13 protein-coding genes and 1 tRNA gene are annotated in these 15,604 nt (G+C 64.6%); 3 read left to right on the forward strand and 11 right to left on the reverse strand.

The genetic code is table 11. From position 1 onward, the window contains the following. Positions 1-4: 4 nt before the first annotated feature. Complete coding sequence (locus ACYQ00_RS13465) at positions 5-1,864, forward strand: DUF4153 domain-containing protein (protein WP_460032659.1); 1,860 nt, start codon at positions 5-7, stop codon at positions 1,862-1,864. Positions 1,865-1,880: 16 nt separating this feature from the next. Here the strand turns inward: ACYQ00_RS13465 and ACYQ00_RS13470 are convergent, their stop codons facing one another. The 7 genes from ACYQ00_RS13470 to ACYQ00_RS13500 all read right to left on the reverse strand — a co-directional run bounded on the left by ACYQ00_RS13470 (position 1,881) and on the right by ACYQ00_RS13500 (position 8,570). Then, positions 1,881-3,611, reverse strand: a complete 1,731-nt coding sequence (locus ACYQ00_RS13470; protein ID WP_460032660.1) for a hypothetical protein — start codon at positions 3,609-3,611, stop codon at positions 1,881-1,883. Positions 3,612-3,630: 19 nt separating this feature from the next. After that, the gene (locus ACYQ00_RS13475; protein WP_460032661.1) at positions 3,631-4,623 is read right to left on the reverse strand and encodes a lytic murein transglycosylase; all 993 of its coding nucleotides are present in this window, start codon (positions 4,621-4,623) and stop codon (positions 3,631-3,633) included. 30 nt (positions 4,624-4,653) lie between these two features. Continuing rightward, the gene (locus ACYQ00_RS13480; protein ID WP_460032662.1) at positions 4,654-5,469 is read right to left on the reverse strand and encodes a ComFC family protein; all 816 of its coding nucleotides are present in this window, start codon (positions 5,467-5,469) and stop codon (positions 4,654-4,656) included. An 18-nt stretch (positions 5,470-5,487) separates the two neighbouring features. Continuing rightward, positions 5,488-6,162 (reverse strand): flavodoxin family protein, encoded by a 675-nt coding sequence (locus ACYQ00_RS13485; protein WP_460032663.1) that lies wholly within the window; start codon positions 6,160-6,162, stop codon positions 5,488-5,490. Between the two features lie 274 nt (positions 6,163-6,436). Next, complete coding sequence (locus ACYQ00_RS13490) at positions 6,437-7,069, reverse strand: MBL fold metallo-hydrolase (protein ID WP_460032664.1); 633 nt, start codon at positions 7,067-7,069, stop codon at positions 6,437-6,439. 10 nt (positions 7,070-7,079) lie between these two features. Then, a complete protein-coding gene (locus ACYQ00_RS13495) occupies positions 7,080-7,604 on the reverse strand; it encodes a nitroreductase family protein (protein ID WP_460032665.1) in 525 nt (174 codons plus the stop codon). Positions 7,605-7,718: 114 nt separating this feature from the next. Then, positions 7,719-8,570 carry a ribonuclease H-like domain-containing protein gene (locus tag ACYQ00_RS13500; RefSeq protein ID WP_460032666.1) on the reverse strand — a complete coding sequence of 284 codons (852 nt, stop codon included), beginning with the start codon at positions 8,568-8,570 and terminating at the stop codon, positions 7,719-7,721. Positions 8,571-8,743: 173 nt separating this feature from the next. On the opposite strand from ACYQ00_RS13500, the gene ACYQ00_RS13505 reads away from it, so the two are divergent. Next, positions 8,744-10,432, forward strand: a complete 1,689-nt coding sequence (locus ACYQ00_RS13505) for a phytoene desaturase family protein (protein ID WP_460032667.1) — start codon at positions 8,744-8,746, stop codon at positions 10,430-10,432. A 77-nt stretch (positions 10,433-10,509) separates the two neighbouring features. Here the strand turns inward: ACYQ00_RS13505 and ACYQ00_RS13510 are convergent, their stop codons facing one another. After that, positions 10,510-12,777, reverse strand: a complete 2,268-nt coding sequence (locus tag ACYQ00_RS13510) for a methyl-accepting chemotaxis protein (protein WP_460032668.1) — start codon at positions 12,775-12,777, stop codon at positions 10,510-10,512. 450 nt (positions 12,778-13,227) lie between these two features. Continuing rightward, positions 13,228-13,303 (reverse strand) — tRNA-Phe (locus ACYQ00_RS13515). Between the two features lie 250 nt (positions 13,304-13,553). On the opposite strand from ACYQ00_RS13515, the gene ACYQ00_RS13520 reads away from it, so the two are divergent. Continuing rightward, complete coding sequence (locus ACYQ00_RS13520; protein WP_460032669.1) at positions 13,554-14,405, forward strand: GNAT family N-acetyltransferase; 852 nt, start codon at positions 13,554-13,556, stop codon at positions 14,403-14,405. A gap of 87 nt (positions 14,406-14,492) precedes the next feature. On the opposite strand, the gene ACYQ00_RS13525 is transcribed toward ACYQ00_RS13520, so the two are convergent. Then, complete coding sequence (locus tag ACYQ00_RS13525; RefSeq protein ID WP_460032670.1) at positions 14,493-14,870, reverse strand: RidA family protein; 378 nt, start codon at positions 14,868-14,870, stop codon at positions 14,493-14,495. Positions 14,871-14,930: 60 nt separating this feature from the next. Continuing rightward, positions 14,931-15,587: an HAD family hydrolase gene (locus ACYQ00_RS13530; protein ID WP_460032671.1), complete on the reverse strand. Its 657-nt coding sequence runs from the start codon at positions 15,585-15,587 to the stop codon at positions 14,931-14,933. Between the last annotated feature and the right edge of the window lie 17 nt (positions 15,588-15,604).

A 15,604-nucleotide genomic window follows, 5' to 3' on the forward strand; every position in this document is an offset into this window, starting at 1 on the left:
CGTCATGGCAACACAGCAAACGGGACAATTCTCCTGGCAGGGAGCTTCCCTGCTCTGGCTGTGGACGGCCCTGGCCCAGGGCTTCGTGTTCCGGATGCTGCTGGAAGCGCCGAGAGATACCCCTCTGAGCGCCGCGCTGGTTAGCGGGGTTGCGGCAGCGGTGTTGGCCATGGGGATTGGACTCCAGCAGGCCTGGCCCTCGGCCCGGCCGGCCCGCTTTCTCCTGTGGCTGGGCCTCCTCACGGCGGCCCTGGCTGGCTGCGCCGCCTGGGTGGTCGCGGACCAGGGCTTTGGCGATGCGCCAGACCTGGGTCGGGATGACCGCCTGCTCAGCCTGACCCTTTGGGGCGTGGGGCTGGTGTGGTGCGGTGTGTCCCTGGCTGCGGCGGCGGGGGAGAGCCGGCAAGGGAACGCGGCCCCCCTGCGGCTGCACTGGCTGCGCGTCACGCTGCACCAGAATCTGGCCGCCCTGGCTGTGACCGGGGTGGTCTATCTGGTGCTGCTGGCCGGCGTGGCCTTGCTGGATCTGGTGGGGGTGGATATCCAGGATTTGGTGTTCAGCAAGGAAGGCACGGCGGTGCTGCTGCCCCTGGCCTGGGGGCTGGGCGTGCGCGGAGTGCGCCGGCAGAATGTGAGACAGGCCAAGGAGCTGCCCTCCCTGTCGCAGGTGGCCGGGGTTGCCGGCAGACTGGAAGCCGGGCTGGCCCGGGCGCTGCTGCCGGTCATGGCGGTGCTGGTGGGGATCTTCCTGGTCGGTCTGGCGGTGCAGGGGGTGGAGCCACTGTGGAAGACACAGGCGGCCACCTCCATCCTGCTCGGGATGCAGAGTCTGGTGGTGATCGCGACCATGCTGGCCGTGCCCCTCAGATCTGCCGGCGAGACGCAGGCCCCGGCGGTGCCCCCCCTCGTCCGTTACAGCGCGGACGCCCTGCTGCTGGTGCTGCCGATCCTCACGGCGCTGGCTGTGTACGCCCTCTGGCTGCGCATCGATCAGTATGGGCTGACCCCCTCGCGCGTGCATGCCGCGGCCCTGTGCGGCCTGGCGGCGGTGGCTACCTTGGGCCTGTGGCTGGCCGCATTGGCGGATGTGTTGCGGCGTGACGAAAGGTGGCTGGGAGGCGCGGCCCCTGCGCCCGGGACCTCCTTTGCCTTCTCGGCTTCCTCAATCCCTTCAGCGTCCTTGGCCGCCTGGGGCGTGGCCCTGGCCACGGTGCTCGTCTCGGTGCTGCTGCATACGCCCCTGGCTGACCCCCTCGGACTGACGGTGCGCAACCAGATCGCCCTACTGGAAACCGGCCGGGTGGATGTGGCGCGCTATCGGTTCCAGGAGTTGCTGTCCGGATTGGGACCGGAGGGACGGGAGGCGGCGATGGCGTTCAAGGCCAGACTGCCCGAACTGGAAGCCGCGGGTGTGTATACCGCCGAGCAGGTCGCACAGCTGGGCATAGCGTATGAAACGGCCCTGGACAGCACCCAGCCGGCACGGTCGCAGCCGGATCTTACCGCTGAGGACATTGCCGTGCTGCCCGAAGGCGCCGCCGCGCCGGCAGCCGTATTGGAGCTTGCGGTTGCCGAGGTCCGGGGCGAACGGTATTCCAGGGAGCGGCCGGTGATGCTGACGGCCTTGCAGGCCGATACCGATCCGGAGACGGAATGGCTGCTCATCCGCCCCGGCAGCGCCTGGCGCACCACCCTGCTGGATTTGCAAGGCCAAAGCTGGGCGGTGGCGGGCGTGTATCCCCTGTCTCTGGACGCACGACGCCTGCGGGAGGCGGCCACAAACGGCACCCTGCACGCGGAGCCCCCGGCCTATTACGAACTGGTGGTGGGCGACGAGCGGGAGCCCCTCAAGCAGGAACGGTGACACCTTTGGCGAAGAATCAATAGGCCGGCACGCCGGAACTGGCGCAACGGTCCCGGAAGCGGGCATCCCAGAGGATTTCATAGAAGATATCCGCGCGCGTGGCCCGCGTTCCGGGGGAGGACGCGCCAGCAGCTCCCTGCCCGGTTTCGTCTGGCTGCAGCAGGGCAACGAGCCGCGCGGCCTCCTCGGGTGAGGGCGGGGCGCCCCAGAGCGCCCTGACCGCCAGGGTAACGAAGTGTTCGTCCGTCAGGGCGACGAAAGACTCGTCCGTCACGCCTTCCTGCCCCTGTGCCGTCTCCGGTTTTGGCCGCTGGCCCGGCCGCTGCAGGTACGTCTTGTCCAGAAAGATCTTCTCGGCCAGTTCCGAGGCCGGGCGCTGCAGCACCGTCAGGTAGTGCACGGCAAATTCCAGGGCCTGCGGCGTGATGACGGACGCATCCTCCCCGCCCAGGGCCAGGAGCCGGGCGGCAAAGGCCGTGGCGTTCTCCACGGAGGGTGGGGGCGCGGGAACTGCATCCCACAGCGGTGTCACCCCGCGGGTGCGAGGCAGGAATGCCGGGGATGCCTTGGCCGTGTCCAGGCTGCGCAGCCGGGTGGAAATGGGCGGCAGTTGGGCAAAGTCCCCGGGCATGGCCGTGCGGAGAAAGTGGAACCAGGCCAGGGCCAGGCGCTCGTTCCCCAGGGGCGAATAATGCGTGATGCGAAACAACTCGCGCACGGCCTGGGCGTCTCTCAGGCCGGCTGTGCCAGTTCCGGCTTGGGGAATCCCGTCCTGAAAGGCCATGGCGCTCACGGCGTCGAAACAGGGCACGCCCTGGCTCCGGCAATGCTCACCCACAAGGCGCACATAATCTGGCAGGCCGCCACCCTTGGCCATGCGCAGCAGGTCGAACTGCATGGGCAGAACAGCCACGATGGGTCTGGCGCCCATGGCCCGGGCGTCCCGGATGAAGGCGTCCAGGATGGCCAGCATCAATTCCCGGGGTTCGGGCTCGTCCCACAGGCTCATCCATTGGATATTGTTGATGAGTTCCTGCAGGGCGTTGACGCGTAGAAACACCGTTGAATACGGGAACGAGGTCATGCGCTGGTTGTGGCGCTGGTGCCAGTAGTCGCGCTGGCCCACGGCCTCCAGGAACGCCGGATCCAGGAGCCGCTGGCGGGACTCGCGCGTGGGGGTGGGGTTGGGCTCCAGGACCAGCCGGCCGGATTCCAGGTGAAACCGCGGCTTGGTCAGGGCATTCCCTTCTTCCGGCAGGTAGAAACGGCGGTAGACGTTGACCACGCGGGCGATGTTCTCGCCAATGAGGCTCAGGACAACGTACGGGGTGCCCGCGGCGGGCTGATCCTGTAAAAAACGCAGATAGGCCTGATCCGGTCCATAGCCGCCATTGCCGAAGTTGAGCACGTCGGCGTCGAGGAGGGCGGCCAGATGCGTTTGCCAGGTCTCGAAGCCCAGGACCTCGTCGCCGTAGGTAAAGGAATCGCCATAGGTGGCCAGGAGGGCACGGTCATGGAGCCGGGCCTGGGGTCGCTGGCCATAGGCGGTGGGAAAGCGGCGCTTCCAGCCGAGTTCGGGGTGGAACACATCGCGCTCGATGTCCAGGCGCTCCTGGGTGGGCACCAGGGCGGCCAGGTCGGCATTGCGGAAGCGGTCCTGATACAGGGTGCAGAAGAGCCAGGCCGCCAGCTCGGCCGCGCCAGCAATCAACAGGCCGATGAGAAACAGCGAGCGAAGAAATTTCATGCGGTGAGGAAACAGCGGCTTACAACCGTGCGGCAATTTCGAGGACCATGCTGGCGTAAGCGTCGTCCTGGTTGTACCGTTTGATGACTGCGAGCTTGCCGGCGCGGTTTAAGCCGGGTTTCCAGCCGACCATCTTCAAAAAGTTACCGATGCTCATGATGGCGTCCGCAGGGACGAAGAGATTGCAGCGGCCGTCACCGTCGCCGTCCACGCCGCGTTCCAGGGCGCTGGTGGGGATGAACTGGCACAGGCCAAAGGCGCCGTAGATGGAGCCGGGGATTCGCAGTGGGTCCATGTGATTGGCCTTGGCATACGTCAGCAGGGCTTTGAGCTGGGTATAGGCCCAGTCGGCCTTTTCACCCATGCGTTCTTCGACCCATTGCAGTTGCGTCGGGGTGACGGTGAGTTGCTTGAAGTGCGCGGCCACGGGCGCGTAGCTGCGGGTGGCGGCCATGCTGGCCAGGGCCCGGAAGGCATTTTGCTCGCCCAGGTAGTCACCCACGCGGGTTTCAATGACCATGAAGGCCAGGACAACTTCCCGCGGGACGCCGAATTCACGCTCCGCCCGGGCCAGCACATCCTGGTATTTCCAATACATGAATCGGATTTTGGCCAGGCGGTCCGGCGGGACATGGACATCGTAGATGCTGCGTTTGCGGCGGTTGGGGTCAAGGGCGGTGAGCTTGGCCGGCAGGCTGGGGGAATATTTGGAGATGTACAGGGCCCGCATCTTTTTACCCATGTATTCAGGACCGTAGGTCAGGCCATGGGAAGAGAAATAGCCGCGGACCTCTCGAGGGTCGAAGCCGTCCTTGGTGAGCTGGTTCATGAGGGGGAACCAGACGGGATCGATCCAGTTTGCGCCCTTGACCGTCACGGCGGCTGCAGGCGAGCCCATGGCGCAGCAGCACAGGGCGAGCAGCAGGGCCAGGGCAAATCCTGCGGCGCGGCGGCCACGCGGAAGGAGGGCGCGCAATGGAAAGGGGGCAGGGGCTCGCACAACGTCTTGCATCGACAACATCTCCACTTCCGGCTGGAGGTTCTAAGCCCTGGCCAGCATGCAACAATCTACCTTAAGTGCGCCGGCCGCGAGACAGCTGCGCGCGGCTTCGGCGGCCGTGGCCCCGGTGGTCATGACATCATCCACCAGGAGCACCCTGCGCCCGACCAGCAGTTCAGGCCGCGGGGCAAGGAAGGCGTGGCGCACATTTTCCTGCCGCTCGTTGCGGGAAAGGCCGGCCTGGGGCGTGGTGCGCCGGGCGCGGACCAACGCCGCAGGCAGCAGGGCAATGCGCCAGCGCCGGGCCAGGGGGCGGGCCAGCTCCAGGCTCTGGTTGAATCCGCGTTCCCTGAGTCTGGCCGGGTGCAGGGGCATGGGGACGATGCAGTCATGCAGCGCCGTCCCTGACGCAGCCAGTTCCAGTGTATAGCGCTGCAACAGCAACTCTTGCAGGAGCCGCTCCACGGCGTGCCTGCCATGGTATTTATACTGAATGATGGCGTCTTGCAATGCGCCATCGTAGACCCCGTGAAACAGCACGCTGGAATAAGGCGGAGGATGCGCAAGGCAGGCGCCGCAGCGCCGCGGGGGATCCTCTTCCCGCTCGAACAACTCGCCGCAACAGCTGCAATGGCCGGCGCTGCGAAAGGGCAGGGCCGCAGCGCAGTCCTGGCAAAGGCCCAGGCCGGCATCGTGTCCTGAAAGGACAGCGCCCTGGGCACGGCCACAGAGCCGGCAGCGCCCCGGGGCAATGCCCAGCAGCCGGGCCATGCGCAGTGCTTCCTGCGTCACGCGCGCCCGCCAGGATAGCGCCGCACCGGGGTCTTCCGTGTGGAGTGAGGCGGGAAAAATGTCCATACAGCCCGCCCGGTCTCGCTAGGCCGAGATGGTCAGCAGTTCTCGCGCGGCCATCTGGGCATACGCGGCAATCTCGGTTGCAGCCTTGTGCGACACATCGCCCGGCTGATCCACGCCGCGCAACAGGCAGGGCTCGGCCAGGGTGATGTTGAAAGGCTTCAGGAAATACTTGAGGGTCAGCAGTGATCCCTCAAAAAGCCGCTCTCCCTTGGCCCGTCCGGCCACGAGGATCACGTAAGCCTTGCGCGGCGGCAGGGCCAGCATGGCCGGGTCCTGGTGTTCCTTGCGGGCGTAGAAGCTCTGCGCCCGGTCGATGAGGGCCTTGAAGCCTGAGGGCAGGTGGTAGAAATAGATGGGCGCGGCAAAACACACGGCCCGCGCCTGCAGCAGCGGGGCAAAGAGCAGGGCGCTTTGATCCTTGGGCGATTGCACGCACACCCCGCCCGGCGGCAGGGCGCAACGCTGACAGCCCAGGCAGGGCAGCACGCAGCAATTGCGCAGGGCCAACCGTTCCGTGGGCTGCCCGGCAGCCTGCAGAGCCTCCAGGAACAGGGAGAGGGCGGTGTCACTATTGCCCTTGGGGCGCGGGCTGCAGGCATACCCGGCAAGAGCCGCGGCCGGTGTGGCCAGTTCGGCCAGTTTGGCCAGTTTGGCCGGTTCGGCCGGTGCGGGCGGAGAAGAGGGGGGGGTCATGCCGGCGGCTCAGCTGCGGGTCTGCCGGCGATACACGAAGCAGGCTGCGTCGTCCGGGATTCCGTCCGGGAGGTTCGCATCACGAACCTCCTCCACCCGCCAGTAGGGTTCCAGGTGCAGAACCTCATAACATTCCTCCCGGTGCCGGCGGTGCACCAGCACTTCCACGCACGAAGCGTCGGCTTGACGGAGATGCCACCCGATCTCCAGCGTCAGGCGTCAACATTTATCCAGCAGATTCACGCGCACGCAGTCAGGAATCATGGTAATATCCTTAAAATTCAGTCAAATATGGATTGTGCATGCGTTCGTCCTGCACGGTGGTCGGGTCGCCATGGCCGCTGTGCACAATGGTGTCCCCGGGCAGGGTGAAGATCTGCTCCTTGATGGAACGGATGAGCGTGTTGTAGTCCCCGCCGGGAAAATCCGTGCGGCCCACGGAGCGGTTGAAGAGCAGATCGCCCACAAACACACGGTGTTGCGCGGGAAAGTAAAACGAGAGGCTGCCTGCGGAATGTCCAGGCGTGGCCAGGACAAGGCACCGTTCGCCCACAAAGCGATGCTCACCCGGAGCCAGGGCCATGAACTCGAAGAGCTCGATTTCCGGCAGGCCCATAAAGCCACCGCGGCCCAGTTCGGAATCCAGCAGGGAGGCATCCCTGGAGCTGGCATACACCGTGGCTCCGGTGGCCTCGGCCAGGGCGCGGACGCCGCCGGTGTGGTCAAAATGCAGGTGGGTGATCAGCACATGCGTCAGCTTTGCGCCTGTTTTATCAAGCAAGTCCAGGGCCTTGTGGGGATTACCTCCGGGGTCGATGGCCACGGCTTCCAGCCCGTTTTCCGTCTGGCCCAGGAGGAGGTAGCAGTTCACCTCCAGCGGGCCCATGGGGAACATATGCACTTCCATGAAGATCCTCTTACAATTCCTCAAGGCACAAGGCTTCCAGGGGCAGCCGGCGCGAGGAGGGCGTTTCGTCCGGCCGGCCCACAGCCACCACGGCCATGAGCTCGTAGGTGGAGCCATCCAGGCCCAGGGCCTTGAAGACCGGCTCGGGTTCATTGACAATCTGCCCGATCCAGACAGCGCCAAGCCCCAGGGCGTGCGCAGCCAGCAGCATGTTCTGGATGCAGGCGCCTGCGCCCTGGTAGTCTTTCAGATCGCTGTATTTTTTTGACTTTTCCAGAAAGACGCAGATGCAGACCTGGCAGTCGCGGATCAGGTGCTCATACTGGGTGCAGGATTCCAGGGCTCTTTTCCGGGGATCCTCGGCCATGACCACCAGGAAGCGCCAGGGCTGGTTGTTGCGCCCGCTGGGGGCCCAGCGGCCGGCTTCCAGGATGATCCGCACTCCCTCGCGGGTGACCGGCTCGGGAGTGAAGGCGCGGATGCTGCGCCGCTGCTTGAGCGCGGCAAGCACGGGATTGCGGTCGAACTCTATCATGACGGTTTCTCCCTTTTCCCTTTTCCAGAAAGGCCAGAAGGCCGGTGACGACAGGTCATCTTTCGGGCTCCGCGCAACTTCCTTCCGGGTACCGCAAGCCCGGCCGCAAGGCAATCATTTGCCCATGCGCGCCAGCACACTGCGGACGATCTCGGCATGGGCCGGGATGGGGTTTTCGGGTGGAACGGGTTCGGGCACCTGCTCCAGGAGGTCGAAGGGCGTGCCTTCCACCAGCAGGTTGTGGGTGCGGGCGCAGAGGCGCTCCAGGGAGAGGACGTCGGCGGCATTATAGGAAAGCAGGGTTTCCAGCCAGCGCGTGTCCTGCGTGGCCCGGTACCCTTGCCAGAAGAGCACGGCGGCGTAGCCATCCACGCCGTCCAGCTCGCCGCGATCCAGGCCCAGCGTCTTTTCGATGGCTTTGAGTCCGCCGCGCAGGCCGGCCTTTTTGAGGGGATACCGCAGATCCAGGTGGGCCATGTCCAGGGCCATGTCCAGCTGGCGTTCGATGCAGGGCGCGTCGAAGCACTTGCCGTTGAAGGTCACCAGCAGGCGGCAGTCGTCCAGGGCATCGCGAAAGTCGGGCAGGGTGTGGCCGTGCACGTAGGTACGCAGGCCGTGGGCATCGCGGCAGGCGATGGTGGTGATGTGGTCTTCCTCAATGCCCAGGCCGGTGGTTTCGATGTCCACATAGGCGGCATGGTCGCGAAAGGCGGTCCAGAGCCGCCAGTGTTCGCGGGAGGGCAGACGGTCGGCAAACCAGGCAGCGTCGGCCGGCGTGGCGCTCCTCAGGCGGATGCGGGACTCCTCCACGGTATCGCGCAGCAGGCCACGCCGGGCCGGTGGCACGAGCCAGTCGCTTTGGGGGGCGTCGAGCAGGGTGTCCCAGTCGGTGATGCCGGCAGCCCAAAGCTTGGCTTCCAGGGCTGGCCCCAGGCCGGGGGCATGGCTGAAGGTGCGGGTGAGCATCCACACAGCATAGATCCAGGACCCGGCACGGGCAATGGGAATGTGCGCCGGCCGTGCAGAGGATCTGGTTGTTCGAAGTTGCCGGGCGAGGGAAATTGTGTCGCAGGGGCTGGGCATCCCCTTGTCAACGGCCCTGTTGCGCGGGTATTTTGTGCAAAACCCAGGGGGGGCGCATGGAACGTCGATTTTTCCTGCAGTGCGCGGCCATGACCGCGGCGTCGGCGCTGGTGCGCTGGCGCTTTGCCGGCCCCGCCCCGGCCCAGGCCGCACCGGGCCTGCACGACGTGATCATCATCGGCGCCGGCCTGGGTGGCCTGAGCTGCGCGGCGCATCTGGCCCGCAATGGCTTCAAGGTGCTGCTCCTGGAGCAGCACTATCGCCTGGGCGGGTATGCGACGTCCTTCCCCCGCCACGGGGAGGGGCTGGCCGCAAAAGCCGCAGAAGCCGGGGGAGCAGGGGGAGCTGGCGCATTCACCTGCGAGGTTTCCCTGCATGCCTCGGCCCTGGCCGCGCCCGGGACCAAAAGCATGCTCCAGGAACTCGGGGTGTGGGATTCCCTGGAACTCGTCCCCCACAAGCATGCCTGGTGTTCCCACTTTCCGGACTTCAGTTTTGAGATCCCGCACAAGGCCGGGCTGGACGGCTTCGAGCACCAGCTTACGGCTGTCTTCCCCAATGACGCCCAGGGCATTGCCGCCTATTTTGACCTCTGGCGAAAGGTCATGCGCGAAGTGGCCGCGCTGGATGCGCAGGCTGCCCATGGTCCGACGGAGGCGTCTGGCGCCTCGCAGGCGGCGTTCCCCACCACCTATCCTGCACTCTGGGCCATCCGGGACAAAAGCGTGGGCCAGCTGGTGGATGCCCACATCACCAACCCCAGGGTCCAGGCCGTGCTGACCCAGAGCTGCGGCTACTACGGCCTGCCTCCCTCCACGCTCTCGGCCTTTTTCTATCTGGTGCCCACCGGCGAGTACCTGGAATTCGGTGGGGCCTATCTGAAAGGCACGTCCCAATCCCTGTCCAATGCCCTGGGCGCGGCCATCAAGGCTGCGGGCGGCACGGTGCGCACCCATGTGGCGGTGGACTCCATTCTTGTGGAACAGGGCCGGGCCGTGGGCGTGACCACCAGCGACGGCCAGCAGCATCGTGCCCGCGCCGTGGTCTGCAATGCCAGCGCGCCCCAGCTGCTGGAATCGCTCCTGCCCGAGGGCAGTCTGCCGGCCCAGGCCCGGACCCGCCTGGAAGCCGGCACGCCCAGCCCGGGCTGCTGCATCGTCTGGCTGGGCCTCAATCAGGACATCACCAAAACCTGCCCCACCCCGGAGCAGTCCTTTTACGCCGGCCTTGACCCGGAGCAGAGCTTTGCCGCCAGCCTCAAGGGCGAGTACGAGCGCGTCTCCTGTTCCATGATGGTCTATGACAACCTCGTTCCCGGCTTCTCCCCGCCCGGCTGCTCCACACTCTGCATCATGTGTCTTTCCGGCTACGATCCGTGGCAACGCTTTGAACTGGATTACCTGGCTGATCGCAAGGAGGCGTATCTGCAGGAGAAACGCCGGGTGGCCGATCTGCTTATCCAACGCGTGGAACAGCTGGCCCTGCCGGGGCTCTCGCAGATGATCGTCATGCGCGAGGAATCCACGCCCCTGACCAACCTGCGCTTTACCGGCAACACCTACGGCAGCATCTATGGCTACGCCCCCACCGTGGACAACGCCTTCATGACCCGCCTGCCCAATGCCCAGGCTCTGCCCGGCCTGTTCCTGGCCAGCGCCTGGGGCAACCCCGGGGGCGGCTTTGCCGGGGCCCTGCTCGGCGGCAAGGGCGCTTTCCGGGATGTGGCAACGTATCTGGCCGGATGACGTATCTGGCCGGGCGATCCTCCCCAAGTGGTGGATCGCCCTGCGTGTTGGTCGGGTGCCGACGGGCGGACCGGCTATCAGCTGGTCTTGCCTGAAGATTTCATCTCCACGATGAGCCGCTGGAGCACCTGGTTCTGGGTGGCCAGTTCGGCGACGGCCCGGGAGGCCAGGCCCATGGCCTGGGCGGTTTCGCTTGAAATGCTGGCGACCTGTTCGATGGAGTGATTGATCTCCTCGCTGGCCGCGGACTGCTGTTCCGAGGCCGCGGCGATGGAGCGGACCTGGTCGGAGGTCTGATTCACCAGGGAGACGATTTCCTTGAGGGTGTCCCCGGAACGATTGGCCAGCTGGGTGGCTTCCTCGATGTTCCTGGCCGAGGTGTCCACATTGGTCATGTTTTTGCGGGTGCCGTCCTGGATGCCGCGGATGGCCGCGCCCACTTCCTTGGTGGCCTGCATGGTTTTCTCGGCCAGCTTGCGGACCTCGTCGGCCACCACGGCAAAGCCGCGCCCCGCATCGCCGGCGCGGGCGGCCTCGATGGCGGCATTCAGCGCCAGGAGATTGGTCTGGTCGGCGATGTCAGAAATGACGTTCATCACCTGGCCGATGCTCTCGGCCTGCAGGCCAAGGGCTGCCATGTCTTGCTTGAGTTCCCGGGACTGCCGGTCCACATCGCCGATGCCTCTGACCACCTGGCCGACGATGCTGGCGCCTTCCTGGGCCTTTTTGCTGGCCGTATCGGAAATTTCCGCGGCATGGGAGGCGTTGCGGGCCACTTCCAGCACCGTGGCGTTCATTTCTTCCATGGCGGTGGCGGTTTCGCTCACGCGGTGGGACTGTTCTTCGGCGCCGCGGCTGGCAACCTCCACCTGGGCGCCCAGGCGGTCTGCCGCTTCGGAGGCCACCGCCACCACGCCCTCCAGCTGGGCGGCCGCGTGGAGCATGCCTTCGGTCTTGGCCTGATCTGCGCGGGCGCGGGCGGCCTCAGCCTCGGCAGTGGCGGTGCGGGCGTTTTCCGTTTCCCGCTGGGCATCCAATCCCTTGGCTTCTGCCTCAGCGATTTTGGCTTTGAGATTGTCCACCATGGTGCGCAACGAGTCGGCCAGGACGCCCACTTCATCATGCTGGTGCACATCAAGCTGGTGGGTGAAGTCGCCACTGGCCACGGCCTGGGCAAAGTCCGCCGCTTTGCGGATGGGGCGGGCAATGCCGCCGGTGAAGAACCAGATCACCCCGATGGCCAGGGCTGTAATGCCCAGGCCCACGCCGATTTGCCAGTACACGCTGTCGCGGGCGCGGTTGGTCAGCTCGGCATTGAGCGCGTGCACATCGGCCAGCACGATGTCCGCCGGCACGCGAATAAGGACGGACCAGGGTTTTTCCGTCCGCCCGAGCTTGATGGGGGCATAGGCTTCCATCAGGCCGGTTTCCTTGTTGAGTCCGGAAGAGGATTTTCCGCCCTGGACGTTGGCCAGCACTTCCTGAACATTCTTGAACACCGCCTTGCCAGGCTGGCCGATGGTGTTCGCGTCCCGGCTGTTGGCGACAATCAGGCCGTCATAGCTGACGATGAGCACTTCGCCCTCGCCGCCGTAGAGTTTGCCATTCACGGACACGGCAAGTTCCTGCAGGAAGCCCAGCCGCAGGTCCGTCCCGGCAAGGCCCAGGAATTTCCCATCTTTTTTAATAGGTACGGACAAGGTGGTCAGCCAGTCCTGTTTGCCCTGCACAATGTAGGGGAACGGGTCGAGGACATTTTCGCGGCCGGTTTCCTTGGGGTTCAGGTACCAGCCCCCTTTGCGGACGCCGTTGGGGTGGCGGTCCTGACTTTCGAACTCCACCAGGGCCTGTCTGGCGATTTTGCCTGCGCTGTCCCGGTTCCAGTAGGGGACAAAACGGCCCGTGGGGTCATAGCCCGAGGCAGAGGCGGAGCCGGCAAACTGCGCATCCAGGCCATCCAGGGCGTTGGGCTCCCAGGCGGAATACGTGCCCAGGTATTCGGGGTTGTTCTCCAGCACGGCCAGCAGGATGGCGTTGAAGGTATCACGCAGGCCAGAGGGATCGGCCTGATGGCGTTCGCGGAGCACCTCAAATGTTTTGGCCAGGGTCCGGGCGGTATCCAGGTTGTCTTGCAAGGCGCTTTGAACAACAGCCGCCTGACTTGAAGCCAGCGCTCCCAGGATTTGCCTGGCGCTGTCTTCAAGCATCGTGTTGACCTGCCCGGTGATATGCTCCTGGGTATTCTCCGTGGCAATGACGCCGTAGAGCACCAAGGATGCAGAACTAATGAACAGACACACCCCGCCCATGAGTGCGATGGTCTGTTTGATGGAACGCAGCCGCATGGTAAAATCCCCTCCCGTAACTTGTCTGAATCCAACCGAAAAGACGGCCAATTGGCTCCGTGCGCCAGCAGGCCATCGTTTTTCCAGTGTCCGGCGCCACATGCCCCGGACACGGAGTGAAAAAGTGGAAAGAATTATACGGGTAAAACAGGGTTGAGGCAAGAAGAGAACCGAATAACAATGAGAAATCAGCGTGGAGGTGCGGCAGGGGGAACGGCGAGATGTTGTCTCTCGCTTTTCAAGCGGAGGGAAGAATCCTCCCCTTGAACGGGCCGCTCGCAGGACGCGGTGCCACGCATCGTCAGAACTGACCTTGGCGGGGGGGATTGGGTAAGCGGGCGGTTGTCTGAAACTCAAATCACCGGCGAGGCTCACCCTGCTGAAGGGCGGAGCACCCGGTTGAAACAGAAAAAGGGCCTATGGAATTGCTCCATAAGCCCTTGAACTTTCTGGTGCCGAGGGAGGGAATTGAACCCCCCACACGGGGATTTTCAGTCCCCTGCTCTACCAACTGAGCTACCTCGGCGCGTTGAAGAAAGTCGTATCTAGCTTCATTCGTTTTGGCTGGCAAGTGTTTTTTTGCGAAGGGCTCATTTTTTTTGCGTGAGCCTGTTGCCGTGGGCAGTTGCTGTGCCGGCAAGGCTGGTTCGATGCGGCAAAGCCGGGTATGGTGCGGAACAGCGCCGGCCCCGCCTCGCCCGGCTTGGTCCGGGCCGTGACCCCTGGCCCAGGCCGCCTTGCACTCCAAAATCTCCCGCAAGTCCGGAGGGTTCTTCATGTCGAACTTGGTAATCCGCACCCTGGCCAGAGAAGAGCTGCCCTTCCTGCTGGAAATGATCACCGGGGAAGGCTGGAATCCTGGCCTGTACGATGGGCAGTGCTTCCTTGCTGCGGATCCGCAAGGGTTTTTGCTGGGCCTTCTGAACGGTGTGCCTGTGGCCTGCATCTCAGGGGTGCAATACACAAATAATTTTGCATTTCTGGGATGTTATGTCGTGCGCCCGGAATATCGCGGCGCGGGGTACGGCCTGCAGCTGTTCCATGCCATCAGGGCCCGCCTCGCCGACCTGGGCGTGACCACCATGGCTGCCGATGGCGTGCTGGCCATGGTGCCCAAGTATCTGCAGGCCGGCTTTACCAAGGCCTACGGTAATATCCGCCACGAAGGCGAAGCCGGAGGCTCCATGCCCGGGGATGCCCGGGTGCAGCCGCTGACAGAGGCACCGTTCGAGGCGCTTGCAGATCTGGATGCCGAACATTTCGGCGCACGGCGGGAAGCCTTTTTGCGATGCTGGGTCGATGCAAGCCATGGCGAAGGGCTGGCCTGGGTGGAAGATGGGCGGCTCACAGGCTACGGTGTGGTCCGCCCCTGTGTGCGCGGCTGGAAGATCGGTCCGCTCTTTGCCCCGCATCCCGAGGCCGCGGCCCTGCTCTTTCAGGGATTGGCCGCCCAGGCCCGTTCCGGCCCGCTGTATCTGGACACCCCGGCGCCAAACGCCGCCGCTTTGGCCCTGGCCGCGCGACATGGCCTCAAGCCTGTCTTCGAAACCGCGCGCATCCACATGGGTCCGCCACAGCAGTTGCCTCTGGAGCGGATTTATGGCGTGACCACGTTTGAGCTGGGGTAAACTGCGATGTTGCGATAAGAATCGCAACATCGCATCAAGGCATGGAGCGCCATAGTTGCAGATGCCCCATTCAGTCCACTGGTTTTCTTACTTCTTTTCCGCAAGGCATTCGATTTCCACCAGTGCGCCCATGGGCAGGCCCGCAACCTGCACCGTGGTGCGCACGGGCTTGTGCTCGCCAAAGAAGGTGGCATACAGGGCGTTCATGGCCTGGAAATCCTTCAGATCGGCCAGGAACACGCGGGACTGGATCACATCGGCCGGGGTGCAGCCGGCGGATTCCAGCACGGCGGCGATATTGGCCAGGACCTGCCGGGTCTGGCTTTCAATGTCCGTGCCGGCCAGTTCGGTAGTGCCGGGGATCAGGGGAATCTGGCCGGACATGAACAAAAAGCCACCAGCAACGACCGACTGAGAGTAAGGGCCGATGGCCTTGGGGGCCTTGTCCGTGTGCAGGAATTGCATGCGCGCTCCTTGCGATGAGGCGGAGGTTAAATTGCGATTCGTCATGAATCGCAATTATTATTACAGGTGATTCAGGATGTCGGTGAATGCATCTATCTGAAATTTTGGATTATATTCAACTAGACGATCCATGGGGCCGTAGCCGTACTTCGCAAGGCAGGCTGCGGTTCCCAAGGCTTGGGCAAAGGCCATGTCCGGCTCGCCGTCGCCCACCACCAGCACCTCTTCCAGGGACAGGCCGGGGAAGTGTGGCGCCACGCGGCGTTGCCAAGTGTCTGGATTCGGCTTTTTGGGTTCGCCGGGCTTTTCGCCGATGACCAGCTCAAAACGGTCCAGCAGATCATGGTCAGCCAGACCGGAGCGCAGCAGGGTCTCGCCTTTGTTGCTGGTCACGGCCAGACGCTTGCCAGCGGCGAGCAGGGTATCCAGGACATCGGGCACGCCGGGGTAGGGCGTGGCCAGGGCTGCGCCTTCGGTGCGGTAGATGTCCCGGTAGGCCTCCACCCAGGGGGCAGTCTGGTCCTCCGGGATATCCGGAAAGAGAAAGGTGACGCATTTGGCCAATGATCCCACCCCCATGGCCAGGGCGATGCGGGCATTGGGCGGTGGTTCATACCCCAGACGTCCGGCCGCGCCGCGCATGCTGTGGATGAAGGCGGGCATGCTGTCCATGATGGTGCCGTCGAAATCCAGACAAAACAGAGTATAGGTACGCATGCGTCGGGTTATACGCG

The organism is Megalodesulfovibrio paquesii, assembly GCF_054653055.1.

What these genes read in the sequence shown, in the direction of transcription:
- ACYQ00_RS13465 (WP_460032659.1), top strand. Translation starts at nt 5, where the DNA reads ATGGCAACACAGCAAACGGGACAATTCTCCTGGCAGGGAGCTTCCCTG.
- ACYQ00_RS13470 (WP_460032660.1), bottom strand. Translation starts at nt 3,611, where the DNA reads ATGAAATTTCTTCGCTCGCTGTTTCTCATCGGCCTGTTGATTGCTGGC.
- ACYQ00_RS13475 (WP_460032661.1), bottom strand. Translation starts at nt 4,623, where the DNA reads ATGCAAGACGTTGTGCGAGCCCCTGCCCCCTTTCCATTGCGCGCCCTC.
- ACYQ00_RS13480 (WP_460032662.1), bottom strand. Translation starts at nt 5,469, where the DNA reads ATGGACATTTTTCCCGCCTCACTCCACACGGAAGACCCCGGTGCGGCG.
- ACYQ00_RS13485 (WP_460032663.1), bottom strand. Translation starts at nt 6,162, where the DNA reads ATGACCCCCCCCTCTTCTCCGCCCGCACCGGCCGAACCGGCCAAACTG.
- ACYQ00_RS13490 (WP_460032664.1), bottom strand. Translation starts at nt 7,069, where the DNA reads ATGGAAGTGCATATGTTCCCCATGGGCCCGCTGGAGGTGAACTGCTAC.
- ACYQ00_RS13495 (WP_460032665.1), bottom strand. Translation starts at nt 7,604, where the DNA reads ATGATAGAGTTCGACCGCAATCCCGTGCTTGCCGCGCTCAAGCAGCGG.
- ACYQ00_RS13500 (WP_460032666.1), bottom strand. Translation starts at nt 8,570, where the DNA reads ATGCTCACCCGCACCTTCAGCCATGCCCCCGGCCTGGGGCCAGCCCTG.
- ACYQ00_RS13505 (WP_460032667.1), top strand. Translation starts at nt 8,744, where the DNA reads ATGGAACGTCGATTTTTCCTGCAGTGCGCGGCCATGACCGCGGCGTCG.
- ACYQ00_RS13510 (WP_460032668.1), bottom strand. Translation starts at nt 12,777, where the DNA reads ATGCGGCTGCGTTCCATCAAACAGACCATCGCACTCATGGGCGGGGTG.
- ACYQ00_RS13520 (WP_460032669.1), top strand. Translation starts at nt 13,554, where the DNA reads ATGTCGAACTTGGTAATCCGCACCCTGGCCAGAGAAGAGCTGCCCTTC.
- ACYQ00_RS13525 (WP_460032670.1), bottom strand. Translation starts at nt 14,870, where the DNA reads ATGCAATTCCTGCACACGGACAAGGCCCCCAAGGCCATCGGCCCTTAC.
- ACYQ00_RS13530 (WP_460032671.1), bottom strand. Translation starts at nt 15,587, where the DNA reads ATGCGTACCTATACTCTGTTTTGTCTGGATTTCGACGGCACCATCATG.